At 59.4% G+C, this 14792-nt stretch carries 14 protein-coding genes; 1 reads left to right on the top strand and 13 read right to left on the bottom strand.

Annotated elements, in window-relative coordinates:
- Window positions 1-101 precede the first annotated feature (101 nt).
- The 13 genes from RX972_RS26705 to RX972_RS26645 form a co-directional block, all read right to left on the bottom strand.
- Window positions 102-995, bottom strand: coding sequence for a metal ABC transporter substrate-binding protein (locus RX972_RS26705; protein WP_316879953.1), 894 nt, complete (start codon window positions 993-995; stop codon window positions 102-104).
- A 16-nt stretch (window positions 996-1011) separates the two neighbouring features.
- Complete coding sequence (locus RX972_RS26700) at window positions 1012-1881, bottom strand: metal ABC transporter permease (RefSeq protein ID WP_027902015.1); 870 nt, start codon at window positions 1879-1881, stop codon at window positions 1012-1014.
- A gap of 178 nt (window positions 1882-2059) precedes the next feature.
- Window positions 2060-2803 carry a metal ABC transporter ATP-binding protein gene (locus RX972_RS26695; protein WP_316879950.1) on the bottom strand — a complete coding sequence of 248 codons (744 nt, stop codon included), beginning with the start codon at window positions 2801-2803 and terminating at the stop codon, window positions 2060-2062.
- Complete coding sequence (locus tag RX972_RS26690; protein WP_255878800.1) at window positions 2800-2931, bottom strand: hypothetical protein; 132 nt, start codon at window positions 2929-2931, stop codon at window positions 2800-2802. Before RX972_RS26690 ends, RX972_RS26695 begins: the two co-directional genes overlap by 4 nt.
- 75 nt (window positions 2932-3006) lie before the next feature.
- Window positions 3007-5775 (bottom strand): cystathionine beta-lyase, encoded by a 2769-nt coding sequence (gene metC / locus RX972_RS26685; protein WP_316879948.1) that lies wholly within the window; start codon window positions 5773-5775, stop codon window positions 3007-3009.
- Between the two features lie 206 nt (window positions 5776-5981).
- Window positions 5982-6578 carry a cysteine dioxygenase gene (locus tag RX972_RS26680; protein WP_316879946.1) on the bottom strand — a complete coding sequence of 199 codons (597 nt, stop codon included), beginning with the start codon at window positions 6576-6578 and terminating at the stop codon, window positions 5982-5984.
- Between the two features lie 150 nt (window positions 6579-6728).
- Window positions 6729-7565 (bottom strand): amino acid ABC transporter ATP-binding protein, encoded by an 837-nt coding sequence (locus tag RX972_RS26675; protein ID WP_316879944.1) that lies wholly within the window; start codon window positions 7563-7565, stop codon window positions 6729-6731.
- Window positions 7552-8343: an amino acid ABC transporter permease gene (locus tag RX972_RS26670; protein ID WP_316879942.1), complete on the bottom strand. Its 792-nt coding sequence runs from the start codon at window positions 8341-8343 to the stop codon at window positions 7552-7554. The genes RX972_RS26675 and RX972_RS26670 overlap by 14 nt, the downstream gene beginning before the upstream one ends.
- Window positions 8333-9067, bottom strand: a complete 735-nt coding sequence (locus tag RX972_RS26665) for an amino acid ABC transporter permease (RefSeq protein ID WP_099269330.1) — start codon at window positions 9065-9067, stop codon at window positions 8333-8335. The genes RX972_RS26670 and RX972_RS26665 overlap by 11 nt, the downstream gene beginning before the upstream one ends.
- Window positions 9064-10281, bottom strand: a complete 1218-nt coding sequence (locus tag RX972_RS26660) for an aminotransferase class I/II-fold pyridoxal phosphate-dependent enzyme (protein WP_231678148.1) — start codon at window positions 10279-10281, stop codon at window positions 9064-9066. Before RX972_RS26660 ends, RX972_RS26665 begins: the two co-directional genes overlap by 4 nt.
- Window positions 10278-11714: an FAD-binding oxidoreductase gene (locus RX972_RS26655; protein WP_316879937.1), complete on the bottom strand. Its 1437-nt coding sequence runs from the start codon at window positions 11712-11714 to the stop codon at window positions 10278-10280. The genes RX972_RS26660 and RX972_RS26655 overlap by 4 nt, the downstream gene beginning before the upstream one ends.
- Window positions 11711-12550 (bottom strand): transporter substrate-binding domain-containing protein, encoded by an 840-nt coding sequence (locus RX972_RS26650; protein WP_122704159.1) that lies wholly within the window; start codon window positions 12548-12550, stop codon window positions 11711-11713. Before RX972_RS26650 ends, RX972_RS26655 begins: the two co-directional genes overlap by 4 nt.
- A gap of 157 nt (window positions 12551-12707) precedes the next feature.
- Window positions 12708-13541, bottom strand: coding sequence for a transporter substrate-binding domain-containing protein (locus tag RX972_RS26645; protein ID WP_316879933.1), 834 nt, complete (start codon window positions 13539-13541; stop codon window positions 12708-12710).
- Between the two features lie 246 nt (window positions 13542-13787).
- On the opposite strand from RX972_RS26645, the gene RX972_RS26640 reads away from it, so the two are divergent.
- Window positions 13788-14657, top strand: coding sequence for a LysR substrate-binding domain-containing protein (locus RX972_RS26640; RefSeq protein WP_231678145.1), 870 nt, complete (start codon window positions 13788-13790; stop codon window positions 14655-14657).
- Window positions 14658-14792: the final 135 nt, after the last annotated feature.

The raw sequence follows: 14792 nt of genomic DNA, 5'->3' as shown, positions 1-14792 counted from the left end.
ATCGCGGGCAAGCGCGCTCCTACAGGGTCCGTGTTTGCTGCGCGACAGCGTGGTGTCAGGGACACCGGGGCGACTCCTACAGAACATGCATTTCAATAGAATTACTTACCCCGCATCGCCGCGACCAACTGGTCAACGTTGTACTTGAACATTTGCACATAGCTGGCCGCTGGCCCATTGGCTGGCGACAGCGCTTCCACATATAACTCGCCACCGGGCTTGGCACCGCTGGCATCGGCGATCTGTTTCACCAAGCGCGGATCACCGGAGTTCTCGAAGAAGTACGCACTGACGTGCTCGGCCTTGATCTGCCGGATCAATTTGCCCACATCTGCCGCCGACGCTTCAGATTCGGTCGAGAATCCCAGAGGCGACAGGAACGTCACACCATACGCATCGCCAAAGTAGCCAAACGCATCATGGGAAGTCAGCACTTTGCGTTGCGCCACAGGGATCGACTGGATTTGTGTCCTCGCATAGCTGTCCAGCGCTTGAAGCTGCTGGGTGTAGCGCTCGCCATTGGCCTTATAAAGACTCGCGCCCGCCGGATCGGCTTTTTCCAGCGCGGCAACGATATTGCGCACGTAGATCACCGCATTGGCGGCGCTGTTCCAGGCGTGGGGATCAGTGATGCGTTCGCCATCCTCTTCCATACTGCGGGTCTTGATCCCGTTGGACAGCACCACAGGCTCACCTTTGTAGCCTGATGCCTTGATCAACCGATCCATCCAGCCTTCCAGATGCAAGCCGCTGACAAAGGCCAGATCGGCCTTCTTCAACGCTTGGGCGTCAGCCGGGCTGGGCTCGTAGACATGCGGATCGCCGTTGGGGCCGATCAGCGACGTGACATGTACCCGCTCGCCGCCAACGTTCTGCACCATGTCGGCAATGACGGTGAATGAAGCGACGGCTTCCAACGGTTTGGCCTGGGCCAGAACGCTAAACGCGGACAGCACAAGGGCTGCCATCGAACTCAACAGCATTGATCGTTTCATGACGTTCCTCTTGAAATCAGTGGGTCAGGTGGGATTGCGGAAACAGGCCGCGCAGGATGCCCGTGCGGCCGAACAACAGAGAAAAGCCATAGAAAGCGCTGGCGGTCAGGACGATGGCAGGCCCTGAGGCAACACCCATGTGGTAGGAAATGATCAATCCGATCAGCCCTGACAAAGTGGCAACCAGCGTCGAGATCGCCACCAGCGCGCTCAATGAAGTGGCCCAGAAACGCGCCGCCGTAGCCGGGAGCATCATCATGCCGACCGCCATCAAGGTGCCCAGCGCCTGAAAGCCCGCCACCAGATTGAGCACCACTAACAGCAGAAAAAGTACGTGATACAGGGAGCCACGCCCGCCGACGGCCCGCAGGAATCCGGGGTCAAAACATTCCAGAACCAGTGGCCGATAAATCAGTGCGAGCAGAATCACCGTGAACGAAGCGATGCCGCCGACCATGTAGATCGCGTCGGCATCGATAGCCAGAATGGTGCCGAACAGCACATGCAACAGATCGACGTTGGAGCCGTGCAGGGAAACGATCATCACCCCGGCTGCCAGTGAGGTGAGATAGAAGCTGGCAAAACTGGCGTCCTCACGCAGCGTCGTCAAACGGCTGACCAGTCCCGACAACAGCGCGACCGCCAGACCTGCGATCAAGCCGCCGATGCCCATGGCAGGCAGCGACAAACCAAAAAACAGAAAGCCCAGTGCGGCGCCTGGCAACACCGCATGACTCATGGCATCGCCCACCAGACTCATGCGCCGCAGCATCAACAAAACGCCCACCGGTCCCGAGCCAATGCCCAGCGCCAGACAAGCCACCAGGGCACGGCGCATGAAGCCGAACTCGATGAAGGGTTCTATTAACAGGGTGTAGAGGGTCATGAGAGTGATCCCCAGCGGCAACACAAATCGCTGGCTGGAATCCGATGCCCTGTGGGAGCGAGGCTTGCCCGCGATAAGGACGACGCGATGTGTCCTGAATCGCATCCAGCCTTATCGCGGGCAAGCCCAGCTCCCACAGACTCCGCATTCACAACAGGGATTCGTGGTATCAGGTTCATCACAGAGCCTTCTCCCCACACAACTCCGCATCTGCACCCCAGAACTCGGCCATGTTGCGTGCCTTGCGCAGATTTTCGACGTTGAGCACGTCGGCAGTCGCACCCCAGGCAATGGCTTCCCGGGCCATTAACAGGGTTTGCGGAAAGTGCTGCCGGACCTGATCGATGTCATGCAGCACCGCGATGACGGTTCTGCCCTGCCCGTGCCAGACCCGGACCAGTTCCAGCAGATCCCGTGTGGTGCGTGCGTCAATCGCGGTGAAAGGTTCGTCGAGCAGGATGACCGCAGCGTCCTGCAGCAATAGCCGGGCGAACAGCACTCGCTGAAACTGCCCGGACGACAGTGAGCCAATGCTACGTGACTCAAAACCTTCCAGCCCGACGGCTTGCAGTGATTCCTGGGTGCGTTTCGCCAGGTCGCGAGTCAACCCACGGAATGCGCCGATGCTGCGCCACGCACCCATGGCAACGGTGTCCGCGACACTCAGTGGAAAGCTGCGGTCGATCTCCGCTGCCTGGGGCAGATAACCGAGGGTTTTGGTCGCCAGATTGCCGCGGTCGACCCGTCCTACCGCCGGTTTCAGGGTGCCCGCGATAGCTTTGATCAAGGTCGATTTGCCCGCGCCGTTAGGCCCGACAATCGCCGTCAGGCTACCGGCCTCGAAGCACCCATTAAGGTGATGCACCGCAGCCCGCCGTTCGTAGGCAACGGTGAGATTTTTGAGGGAAATAGCGGCGCTCATGGAATGGCCACCGCCCAGACGATGGCTAGCCACAGAAATATCAGCATGCTCAGGGCGAGCACGACTCGCTTCCATGCCGACTGGGCGAGGACCGAACCGGCGATGGACGGAACACGGGGAGCTTTCATGAATCAGTAACCTGCAACGATTCGTTACAGTATTACATAGCGCTCAATCTAAATGTTATAAAATAACATTTATGTTCACTGTCCTCCAATAGCAACAAAGCCCTTTTGCAGATCCTCGATCAGCGCTGCCACATCTTCCAGACCAATGTGCAAGCGCAGCACCGGGTTCAGCGCTTTGTCTGCCAGATTCTTCCGATCACTCAGATCAGCGACGGTAATCAAGCTCTCGTAACCGCCCCACGAGGCGCCCAGTCCGAACAGACTCAAGGCGCCGATGAAAAGGTCCAGTTGAGCCGGATCGGCATTCACCAGTTCGAACGACAACAAGCCATTGCTGCCACTGAAGTCGCGCTTGAACAACGCGTGATGCGGATGCCCGACCAGCGCCGGATGGAAGACCTTCTTGACCAGAGGCTGCCCCTGTAGCCAGTGGGCAATTTCCAGCGCCTGACGCTCGTGCACATCCAGCCGCGAAGCCAGTGTCCGGGCGCCGCGCAACACCAGATAAGCATCGTCCGGGCTGACGGTGTTGCCGAAGGTTTCGCTCATCCGTCCCAAAGCGGGCCACACCTCTTCGCGCGTGCAAACGCTGCCCATCACCACATCGCTGTGGCCGCAAATGTACTTGGTCAACGCCATGATCGAGATATCGGCACCCAGCGTCAGTGGCCGATACAGGTAGCCCGAACCCCAGGTGTTGTCCACCGCCAACAGAATGCTCCGGGGTTTGCACAGCGCCGCAATGGCTGGCAGATCGCACAGTTCGTAGAGCAACGAACCCGGCACTTCGGCGTAAACCATTCTGGTGTTGGCTTGCAGCAGACCTTCCAGCCCGCGCCCATCGGCCGGGAAGTAACCGACCTCGATACCGAAAGGGGTGAGAAACTCCGCGGCCAGCCTGCGTACCGGGCCATAGACCGCGTCAGTGAGCAGTACATGATCGCCGGGACGCAGATAGGCCAGAAAGGTTTGCGCCGCAGCTGCGAGACCTGTCGAGAACAGCTTGGTGCGATATCCACCCTCCAGCTCGGTGACCAGGTCTTCCAGCGCGAAACCGGTAGGGTTGCCCCGCGCGCCGTAGCTCAGAACGCGCTCCGTGTCGCGACGCTTACGGATGTCGCGCATCTGACTGAGGCTGTCGAACAGCACGGTGCTCATTCGTGTGACCGGAACATTGACGGCGCGCCCGCCGCTGCCTTTTTCAGTACGCGCGGCGTGAATCAGCCGTGTCCGCACGTCAGAGGCTGTGGACGGGCGCTCAGGCTTTTTTGCGTGCAAAGGCTTCAGGCTGTTGATTTCCTGTTCTGTCATTTGCGCCAGCAAGCCGATTTCCCAGGCCAGATACTGACGTGCGGCGTCCTTGTTGCCGGAGTGCCGGTCGTGGGTAAAAAACAGGAAGTCGATGCACTGCGCGTCGGCCAGCGCTGCGGCGTTATCTACCAGCGGCAAGCCCGCTGCTTGCCAGGCCGCCAAACCACCCTCCAGTAACCGAACGTTTGCGCGTTGCGCCTCAGGCAATTCCAGCACAGCCAGCTGTGCGACTTCCGGGCTGTCGGCCAGTAACACCAGTGGTCGCCCTTCATCAGCCACCGCGTTCGCCAGCAGCGGACGAATCGACCAGCGCGAGCCCTCGACGTGCGCCTTGCGAAAGCTAGTACTTGGGCGCAAATCAACAAGGGCAATGGCGTCATCCTTGAAGGCATCGAATGCAGCCGTTGCCTTGATGGTTGTCAACAGCGAAGCGTTCAGGCCCGGCGCGACGGGCAGCGCCAGACCACTGCTGATGCCGTCCGCCAGCACATAAGCCTGATGCCCCAACTGACGCAGCCAGCCAGCGACGATTGGCGCACGGATGCCGTCGGAATCGATCAGCACGATGCGCGCATGGCGCACGCCGATGTACAGGTCAGTGGACTGAATCAACTGCCCGCCCGGAGTATGTTGCGCACCCGGCAATGTCGCCGCAGCAAACTCTTCAGCAGTGCGCACGTCACACAGGAACAGACTGCGGCTTTGATCTTCCGCCCATCTGGCAACCTGATCGGCGCTGACCGTTTCTACACCGGCTTTTTGCGCCAGTGCCTGAGCGGCTTCGCGCTGTTTGCCGAGGGATTCCACCGCAACGTGATCAGGATACCGCCGAGCGCTGCCATGTTCCAGTTGCAGGTCAGCGAGGTACCAGCCTTGAGTGCCATTTTCCAGGGCGTAGACCGGGTTTTTCACGCCCAGATCGATGAGCGTCTGTGCACCGATGATGCTACGGGTGCGACCCGCGCAGTTCACGACAATCGGTGTGGTTTCGTCGTTAATCAGCGCAGGCAGCCGATAGCCCAGTTCGCCATTAGGGCAGCAGATGGAGCCGGGAATGGTCATCTTGCGGTATTCGTCGAATGGCCGACCGTCGAGCACCAGCAACGGCTCGCCACGAGCCTGCCATTGGGCCAGTTCGTTGGCGCTTATGTGCGGCGTATGACTGGCCTCTTCCACCAGTTCGCCAAATGCCTTGGACGGCACGTGCACACCGGCAAACAGCTGCAAACCCGCCGCCTGCCAGCCATCGGCGCCGCCTTGCAGGATAGATACCTGCTGATAACCCAGCGCGGCAAGACGAGCGGCAGCGCGTGGAGCGACGTCACTGCCGGTCTGGTCATAAATCACCAGACGCACAGCTGGATTGGGCGCCAGACGCGGCGCTTCGATTTCCAGACGGCTGTAGGGCAGATTCTGCCCATGGAACAAATGCGCCTCGCCGTAATGACCGTGCTCGCGCACATCAAACAGGGCAATTTCCTGCCCGTCGAAAAGCCACTGTTGCAGTTGCGCTGGTGTGATGGTTTGGCTCATGGAATCTCACAAATTGTTGTATTGATGCAGGACCTGTTGGAGCGGTGCTGCTCTCGAGTGAGCAGAGGACCTGTGGGAGCGGTGCTTGCCCGCGATAGATGAAACGTGGATATAAGTCACACCGCGCCATTATTTATCGCACAAACCAACTGCCGGTTAACCGATTACCCCAGCCCTGCCACAGGCACGCAGACGGAGCACATCAATCACGCGTAAGCCTTGATCGAAGGTTCCATCTGCGAGGCGTTGTAATTCAGCACGCGGCCCTCTTCGTTCACGCCAAACCGGCCGTTCAACGACTCCAGCGGGCGGCCATATAAATGGAAATGCAGGGTCGGCGTTTCGCCCTCGACGCGAATGCCGTGCAGGTCTTCGCCGAGAAAACCTATCGGTGTACCTGGCTGCACCACGACTTCTTTTTCCAGCTCAAGTCTGGCGTACTCCGGGTTGCTGCCGTCGTCGGTGCGGCCCCAGACGTAGTTGATTTCCTGACCTTGCACAGCAACGATCACTGCCCACGTCTCATGGTTGTGAGGCAAGGTTTTTTTACCGGGCAGCAGCGAGTTCATGTACAGCGTTGGCGTATTACCGTCGTCGTTCAAACGATAGCGAAAAGCCGTTGAACCCGCGCCCGGCACCGGCGAGGGAAACGTGTCGAAGTTGAACAGGTCATGGCGAGTGGCAAGGCCTTCCAGCAATGCGATGATTTCCTGCAACGCCGCCCGGTCTACGCCGCGGTCGTTGATCACACGCACTTGCTGCAAAAGGGTTTCGATGGCTTCGGCACGGTTTTCAATGGTCATAAATACTCCTGGGTTAACTCTTGAACTGAAATGTTTCCCCTGTGGGAGCCGGGCTTGCCCGCTATACAGGCAACGCATATCGCGGGCAAGCCCAGCTCCCACCTGGAAAAGAATTTCAAATCAAAACAGTTTGGGGTTCCTCTTACAGCCTCAAACAGAAATGCTGTACCGGCTCAGATTGCTCAACACATACGGGTCATTCTGTGCCGCCGGACGTCGACCGGAATCACCCAGTGCATGACGCAGAAACTCCTGGGTACGCTCGCTCACCGGCCGCTGGAAAATCTGCTCGGCGCTGCCGTGCTCAACGATCAGGCCGTTCTCGGTGAAATACACCACGTCGCTGATTTCTTCCGCGAAGCGCATTTCGTGGGTGACCAGCACGCAGGTCATGCCCTCCTCCGTCAGCTCACGGATCACGGTCAGCACTTCGCCGACCGTTTCCGGGTCCAGGGCCGAGGTCACTTCATCAAACAGGATCAGTTCAGGCCGCATGGCCAACGCCCGGGCAATCGCCACACGCTGCTGCTGACCGCCGGACAATTGACCGGGATAAGCATCCGCCTTGTGTTCCATGCGAACCTTGGCCAGCAGCGCGCGAGCCTGTTGCTCGGCCTCGGCACGGCTGACACCCAGCACTTTGCGCGGGGCAATGACCAGGTTTTCCAGTACCGACAAATGCGGGAACAGGTTGTATTGCTGAAAAACGAAGCCAACCCGTTTGCGCAGCTCGATGCGGTCGGCCTCGGTGGCCAGCTTGTTGACCTCAGTCGCACCAACCTGGATGGTGCCGCGCTGGGTCTGTAGCAAACCGGTAATGCAACGCAGGATGGTCGATTTGCCCGAGCCTGAAGGGCCGATGATCGACACTGCCTGACCTCGTTGCACTTCCAGGTCGATACCTTTGAGCACGTGATTGGTACCGAACGACAAATGCAGATCGCGCAGGCTGACCAGAGGGCTGGACGCTATATCAGTAGAAGGCATAACGGCGCTCCAGACGTTGAGTCAAACGGGAAATCGGATAGCAGTAGGCGAAAAACAACGCCAACAGGCTCAGGTAAATCAGCACCGTGAACCCGGTCTGATTCACGGTATTACTGGCGATCTGCGCCGTATCGATGACGTCATGCACCCCCACCAGCGAAGCCAGCGCAGTGCCCATAGTGATGACCGCATAGAGGTTCATCCACGGCGGCAACATGCGCTTGAAGCACTGCGGCAGCATGATCGACGTGAAGATCTGCCAGCGGGTGAACGCCAGTGAACGCGCGGCCTCCCACTGGGTGCTGGGGATCGAACCAATCGCACCACGGAATATCTCCGCGACGTTGGCGCTGGCAGGCAAAGCCAGACCGATGGTGACCTTGACCCAGTCGGGAAACGAAATGTACGAGCTGCCGATATGAATCTCGAACGGGAATACGTACGTGGTGAAATAGATCAGTACCAGCCAGGGCGCATTGCGGAAAATCTGCACCCAGATCCGCGCGGGCAGACGCAATATCCAGCTAGGCGACAAGGCCAGCGCACCGATCAACAGCCCGGCGAAGGTGCCCAGGCCAATCGCGACAAGACTGATCAGAATGTTCTGTCCAAAGCCCTTGGCCAACGCGGGCGACCATTGCATCAACGCCATGAACACCGGGCTTTGCGGCGCAGCGAGGATCAGCCAGGCAACTGCAGCGACGAGCAGCGCAAGCTTGCCCATATGGCGGCGCGGCCAGGCCAGCGGCACCGCCACAGTGGAAGAATCAGTGGCCATAACCGGGCATCCTCAGGCGCGCTTCAAGGGCGCGGCCTACACAATTGACGACGAAACTCAGCAAGCCGAAAAACGACAGAATCAGAATCATCAACTCCAGCACGTTGTCGCTCTGGGTCCAGATCATGATTGCCGCGTAGGTGATATCGCCGACGGCAATGGCCGACGCCACTGCGGTCATCTTCACCAGATCAATCAGGTTGTTGATCAGTGATGGCAAGGCAAACCGCAACGCCAATGGCAGTTGCACATTCCACAGCAACTGACGACTGCTGAATGCCAGCGAGCTGGCGGCTTCCATGGTCACCGACGGCACCGCTTCAATACCGGCGCGCAATGCTTCGGCATGGAACGCGCCCTTGTGCAGGGAAATCACGATCACCACCCAGGCAAACGGCGTCAGCGGGTTCGCCGCACCGACCGCTTGAGTGAGCAACATGTTCAGCACCAGGAACGCGCAATACAGTTGCACCAGCGTCGGCGTGTTGCGGGTCACTTCAATGAAAACCCGTGCGGGTGTAGCCAGATACGCTTTGCCCGACGTCAGCATCGCCGCCAACACCACCCCGACCAGCAAACTGCCAACGATGGTGAATGCGCACAGCAACAGCGTGGTCAGCGCTCCGTCCACCATGGATCCGCGCTGATAGGCGTCGAGCAAAAAGTTGTAGTTGAGCCCGAACCCGGCGGCCCAGTGAACGAACAGTTCCAGCCAATGACTCATGCGGGGACCTCGCTGTGCAAGCGGGCGCAGGCCGCTGCGATGCGACGTCCGGCCTCGGCAACACTGGCCGTTGCAGTCGCAATCGACAGCCGAAACCATGGCGACAGCCCATAAGCGCTTCCGGCCACGCCCGCAACGCCCGACTCAAGCAACCAGTCGACCACATCGGCATCGCTATCAATGCGCTGGGCGTCCGGACGATAACGACCGAGCAAACCGGCGCAGCGGACAAACACAAAGAATCCGCCTTGCGGTTCCAGCACCTGCAACCCGTCCACATCGCGCAACGCTGCAACCAGCAGATCACGACGCTGGTGATAGGCGGCGACCTGTTCCGGCAGGAAACCCAAGCCGCCTTCAAATGCCGCCAGTGCCGCGGCTTGGCCGACCGACGATGCGCCGGAGGTGGACTGGGACTGGACGACAGTCATCGCGGTCGTCAGTGTTTGCGGACCCGCGCCAAAGCCGATCCGCCAACCGGTCATGGCATAAGTCTTGGAAACTCCACCCACCAGCAAGCAGCGTGATTGCAGGTCAGGCGCGACGTTAAGCAGGTTCAACGCCTGACGGTCATCAAACCGAATGTGTTCATACAGCTCGTCGAGCAACACCAGAACCTGCGGATGGCGCCGCAATACATCGGCCAGCGCCAGCAACTCGGCTTCGCTGTAGACAGCGCCGCTTGGGTTGCCGGGACCATTGAGGATCAGCCAGCGGGTGCGCTCGGTGATGTGGTTTTCCAGTTGGGCAGGCGTCAGTTTGCAGCCCTGTTCCAACGGGCATTCGATGAAGACCGGTTCGCCACCGCTGAAACGCACGCTATCCGGAAACGACGGCCAGTACGGCACAGGGACCAGCACTTCATCACCGTCATCCAGGGTCGCAGCGAAGGCGTTATAGATAATCTGCTTGGCGCCATTGGCGATCACGATGGAAGGTAGCGCGTAGTCCAGGCGATTTTCCCGCTGCAGTTTGCGCTGCACAGCATCGCGCAAGGCTTTTACGCCGGGGGTCGCCGTGTATTTGGTGTCGCCCGCCGCAATCGCCGCACAGGCGGCCTGTTTGATGTGTTCCGGGGTATCGAAATCCGGCTCGCCCGTTGTCAGATCGAGAATATCGACTCCCGCTTCACGCAAGGCGGTGACACGGGATTTGGCGGCAGCATTGGCCGACAGCGTGACGCGTTGCACGCGCTTTGACAGACGCACGCTCATGGCGCTTCTCCCTGTTCGCCAACCACCAGAACTTTGCCGGGGTTGAGCAGGTTTTTCGGGTCCAGCGCCTGCTTGATGCGACGCATCAGGTCCAGTTCTACCGGGCTTTTGTAGTGAGTGAGCATCTGCAACTTGCGCTGACCAATGCCATGTTCGGCACTGATCGAACCGCCGAAGGCATGAACACTGTCGTGCACCAGAGCACTCAGGGCGGCGTAATTGGCCATGTGCGCCTCAACCGTCGAATCCAGCGGATGGGCCACGTTGTAATGCAGGTTGCCGTCGCCCAGATGGCCGAAGGTGAAGTTGCGCACGCCGGGAAAGTGTTCCTGCAGCAAAGCATCGGTGTGAGCAACGAACTCCACCACACGTGAGATCGGCACAGAGATATCGTGCTTCATGTTGCGACCGGCACGTTTCTGCGCGTCACTCATGTTCTCGCGCAGCAACCACAGGGCTTCGCTCTGGGCGAGGCTTTCGGCGATCAGGGCATCGGCCAGCAAATCGCTTTCGAATGCAGCACCCAACACCCCTTCAAACGATTGTCGGGCATGGCTTTCGCTGTGGTTATCGGACAATTCCAACAGCGCAAACCAGGGTTGCGCGGCGTTGAAAAAAGGCTTTGGACCGTCCGGAAACTGCTCGCGCAACAACGCCAGGCAATCAGCCGTCAGCAACTCGAACGCCGTCAGGCTTGCGCCAAATCCGGCGCGGGCATGGGACAGGAAGCTCACGGCCTGCGCCAGCGACTCAAAGGCCAGGAAAGCTGTCGCCTGAGCCTTGGGCAGAGGAAACAGTTTCAAGGTCGCGGCCGTGATAATGCCCAGGGTGCCTTCGCTGCCAATGTACAGATCGCGCAGGTCGTAGCCGGTGTTGTCCTTACGCAAACCGCGCAGGCCATGCCAGATTTTGCCTTCGGCGGTCACCACTTCCAGACCCAACGTCAACTCTCGGGTATTGCCATAACGCAGCACCGCGGTGCCACCTGCGTTGGTGCCCAGATTGCCGCCGATGGTGCAACTGCCCTCTGCACCCAGGCTGAGCGGAAATAGACGGTCCACATTGCGCGCCACCTCCTGCAGGTTTTGCAGGATGCAACCGGCTTCAACCGTGAAAGTGTCGTTATCGGTATCCACCTCTCGCACCCGATTCAGACGATCAAGCAACACCAGCACTGCCGTGCCACTGGCATCGGGTGTCGCCGCGCCCATCAACCCGGTGTTGCCGCCTTGCACCACAATCGGCGCTTGATGCGCAACACACAAACGCACAACCGCTGCGACTTGTTCGGTATCGGCGGGATGCACGATAGCCACGGCCCGCCCGACATAACTGCCCTGCTTGTCGGTCAGTTGCTGCACGGCGTCTTCACCGCTCTGCACATGGCTGGCGCCCAGCAGTTGCTGCAACGCCTCGAACAGGGCTGCACTCATTGCTTGACGGCCAACGGTGCGGCGTTACGGAATTTCTCGTGCAGGTCGCGCAAGGCCTGGGAAGGTGCCATCCCGGTGCGTTCGCCGACTTCGATCAACCAGCCGCTGCGGTGCCAGTCACGCACAATGGCGTCGAGTCTGGCTTGCACGTCATGTTCGCCCTTGCGGATCCAGATCACCGAGTTGGACGGGATCAGGTCGGTAGGCAAAGGGGTTGAGTAATCAGCCCACTCCTCTTCGCCGAGCAGTGCATGCATGGTGGGGCTGACATGGACTGCCGCAACACAACCGTTGCCGCGCAACGACAACAGCGATTCGGACTGGCTGCGGAACGCCTTGATTTGCGCGCCGTAGGTTTCCTGCAATGGTTTGATAAAGTTGCTGCCCTGGGACACGCACACCGGCTTGCCCTTGAGGTCCTCCCACTTGCTGATTCCCGCGTCTTTGCGAATCAGTGCTGCACCGCCGACTTCTTCATAAGGCGTGGGCACGTAATCGAGAATCCCGGCACGCTCATCGGTGTACTGCATGTTGGCGATCAGCAGATCAACCTTGCCCTGCTGCAGGAATTGCACACGATTGGGGGCCAGCACGGAGACGGTTTCCAGCTCGACGCCCAACTGTTTGGCAATGCCTTTGGCCAGTTCGACGTTGTAGCCCTGATGCGCGCCGGTGGCTGGGTCAATAGTGCCGAATGGCGGGCCGCTGAGAATCACACCGATGCTGATCTTGTGACGCTGCTGAATCTTGTCCAGTGTCGCGTCGGCATGGGCAAGCCCGGCGCAGAGCACCAGCCCGAGGGCTGTGAGGGTTTTGCGGGTGAAGAAGGTGTTCATGGGTGTTTCCTTGGTAACCGAAGTCGGTCATTTGGAATAGTGCATCCTGTGGGAGCGGTGCTTGCCCGCGATAAACGATAACGCGGTGTCTCTTCCATCCGCGTCTCATGCATCGCGGGCAAGCCTCGCTCCCACAAAGGATCAACAAATCGAATCGTTACCCCTTGAACTGCGCATGCAGCTCAACCAGCGCAGGCGATGCCGGGGTGATGTTGTGGCGCTTCTCGGCCTCGATCAGAAAGCCGGTGCGGTGCCAGTCCTTGACGATGCCGTCCAGTTTGGCCTGGGTGTCGGTTTCGCCCTGACGGGTCCAGATCACGGACGGTGCGGGATTGAGTTCTGGCGCGATAGCGCGGTAGTCCTTCCACTCAGGATTGCTGGCCAACAACGGATTGATCAGGGTGGAGTCATGAACCGCGGCTACGCAGTTGTTGCCACGCAGCGCCAGTAGCGATTCCGAGGAGCTTTTGAACGCCTTGAGCTCAGCACCAAACTCAGTGAGCGGCTTGACGTAGCTGCTGCCTTGGGAGGTGCACACCGGCTGACCTTTGAGGTCTTGCCAGGTATTGATCTTGCTGTCTTTCAGCACCGCTGCCGTACCGCCAACCCGATAGAAAGGCGTCGGCACCGAACCCAGAATCTGCCCACGCTCAGCGGTCCATTCCATATTGGCGATCAACAGATCCACCTTGCCCTGCTGCAGGAACTGCAAGCGGTTGGCGGGCAGGACCGGCACCAGTTCGACTTCTGCGCCCAGACGACGGCCGATGTCTTCGGCCAGATCGACGTTCAGCCCTTTTGGCTTCTGGCTGGACGGATCGATAGAACCGAACGGCCCACCGGAAAGCAGAACCCCCACCACGACCTTGTGCCGGGCTTCAATTTTGTCCAGCGTTGCATCGGCCTGGGCCAGGCCGCTGACCGCGAACGAAACCAGAGCGCTCAGCATGACGGGTATAAAACGAGAAACTGGCGTGCGAGTGGTCGGCATAATCATTCCCTGTTAATGGTCGGCGTACCCCGACCTGATGTGTGGGCATCCTAGGTAGCGGCAACGATTAACGGAAATTCAAATATCAAATATGGTTATAACTTTCTGTATTCCAGCTTCAAACAAAAAAGCTATAAGCTCGTAAAACGGGCCCCTTATGAGGTTTCTAAAAAACACTGACCGACATTACATAAAAATACGTAATGTATTGAGCTGTCTGATTGATATGAATCGAGCCATATCCCCATGCTGAACCATCCGCCCAACACGACACTTGATCTGGAATTGCTGCGCACTTTCATTGCCGTGGTTGACCACAACAGCTTCGCTGAAGCCGGAGCCCGACTGGCACGTACACAATCATCCGTGACCCAGCACATGCAGCGTCTGGAGCAGCAAGTGGGAGTCAGTCTGTTCCAGAAACAGGGCCGCCAGAAACAGCTCACCGAGCCAGGTCGCCAGTTGTTGCGTCATGCCCGGCAAATGTTGTCGCTCAATGACGAAGCGCTCAATTCCCTGCGCGAAGACAGCCTGAGTGGCGTGCTGCGCATAGGCTCACCTCACGATATCGCCGATACGATTTTGCCGCCGATTCTCAGCCACATCGCACGCTCGGCACCGCGTCTTCGGCTGGAAATCGACGTCGGCCGCAGCCCGTTTCTGATGGATGATCTACATCGCGGCAAGGTGGACCTGGTCATTTCCACTCGCGAAGATCCGGACCTTGAAGGCTTTGCCTTGCGCACGTCGCCGGTCTGGTGGATCTGTTCTGCAGGGTACATTCACGAGCCGGGCGAGCCGCTGCCGCTCATCCTGATAGATGAGCCGAGCATTTACCGACGTTATGCGCTGGAAGCCCTTGAGCGCGCCAATATCCCCTGGCGTCAGGCGTATCTGGCATCCAACCTGATCGGCGTCAAGGCCGCCACTCGCGCGGGACTGGGTGTGACGGCACGAAGCATGGAAATGCTCGGCCCGGACATGCGCGTACTGGGTGAAAACGACGGTCTGCCGCGCCTGCCGGACGTGACCTACCATCTGTGGATCAGGCCAAACACGGTCAACCCGCTGGCACGCCGGGCTTATGAACTGATTCGTGGGAGTCAGGGGCTGTAGGTTTTTCTTCGCCAAAAGAATTATCAGAATTGGAATGGGATCGTATGTGGGAGCGGGGGGGGGGGGGGCGGGGGGCGGCGGGCCGCGACGGGGCGGCCCCGGCGCGCCCGCCGGCCCGGGCGGGCGGGCATGGAG

The organism is Pseudomonas syringae group sp. J309-1 (genome assembly GCF_032582135.1).
Taxonomy (GTDB): domain Bacteria; phylum Pseudomonadota; class Gammaproteobacteria; order Pseudomonadales; family Pseudomonadaceae; genus Aquipseudomonas; species Aquipseudomonas quasicaspiana.
The sequence above is the reverse complement of the archived record's forward strand: the minus strand, read 5'-3'. Positions and strand labels throughout refer to the sequence as shown.

Coding starts and splice junctions, on each gene's coding strand:
- RX972_RS26660 (WP_231678148.1), bottom strand. CDS start 10,281: ATGAGCGTGCGTCTGTCAAAGCGCGTGCAACGCGTCACGCTGTCGGCC.
- RX972_RS26670 (WP_316879942.1), bottom strand. CDS start 8,343: ATGGCCACTGATTCTTCCACTGTGGCGGTGCCGCTGGCCTGGCCGCGC.
- RX972_RS26705 (WP_316879953.1), bottom strand. CDS start 995: ATGAAACGATCAATGCTGTTGAGTTCGATGGCAGCCCTTGTGCTGTCC.
- RX972_RS26695 (WP_316879950.1), bottom strand. CDS start 2,803: ATGAGCGCCGCTATTTCCCTCAAAAATCTCACCGTTGCCTACGAACGG.
- RX972_RS26655 (WP_316879937.1), bottom strand. CDS start 11,714: ATGAGTGCAGCCCTGTTCGAGGCGTTGCAGCAACTGCTGGGCGCCAGC.
- RX972_RS26680 (WP_316879946.1), bottom strand. CDS start 6,578: ATGACCATTGAAAACCGTGCCGAAGCCATCGAAACCCTTTTGCAGCAA.
- RX972_RS26700 (WP_027902015.1), bottom strand. CDS start 1,881: ATGACCCTCTACACCCTGTTAATAGAACCCTTCATCGAGTTCGGCTTC.
- RX972_RS26690 (WP_255878800.1), bottom strand. CDS start 2,931: ATGAAAGCTCCCCGTGTTCCGTCCATCGCCGGTTCGGTCCTCGCCCAG.
- RX972_RS26650 (WP_122704159.1), bottom strand. CDS start 12,550: ATGAACACCTTCTTCACCCGCAAAACCCTCACAGCCCTCGGGCTGGTG.
- RX972_RS26665 (WP_099269330.1), bottom strand. CDS start 9,067: ATGAGTCATTGGCTGGAACTGTTCGTTCACTGGGCCGCCGGGTTCGGG.
- RX972_RS26645 (WP_316879933.1), bottom strand. CDS start 13,541: ATGCCGACCACTCGCACGCCAGTTTCTCGTTTTATACCCGTCATGCTG.
- metC (WP_316879948.1), bottom strand. CDS start 5,775: ATGAGCCAAACCATCACACCAGCGCAACTGCAACAGTGGCTTTTCGAC.
- RX972_RS26640 (WP_231678145.1), top strand. CDS start 13,788: ATGCTGAACCATCCGCCCAACACGACACTTGATCTGGAATTGCTGCGC.
- RX972_RS26675 (WP_316879944.1), bottom strand. CDS start 7,565: ATGCCTTCTACTGATATAGCGTCCAGCCCTCTGGTCAGCCTGCGCGAT.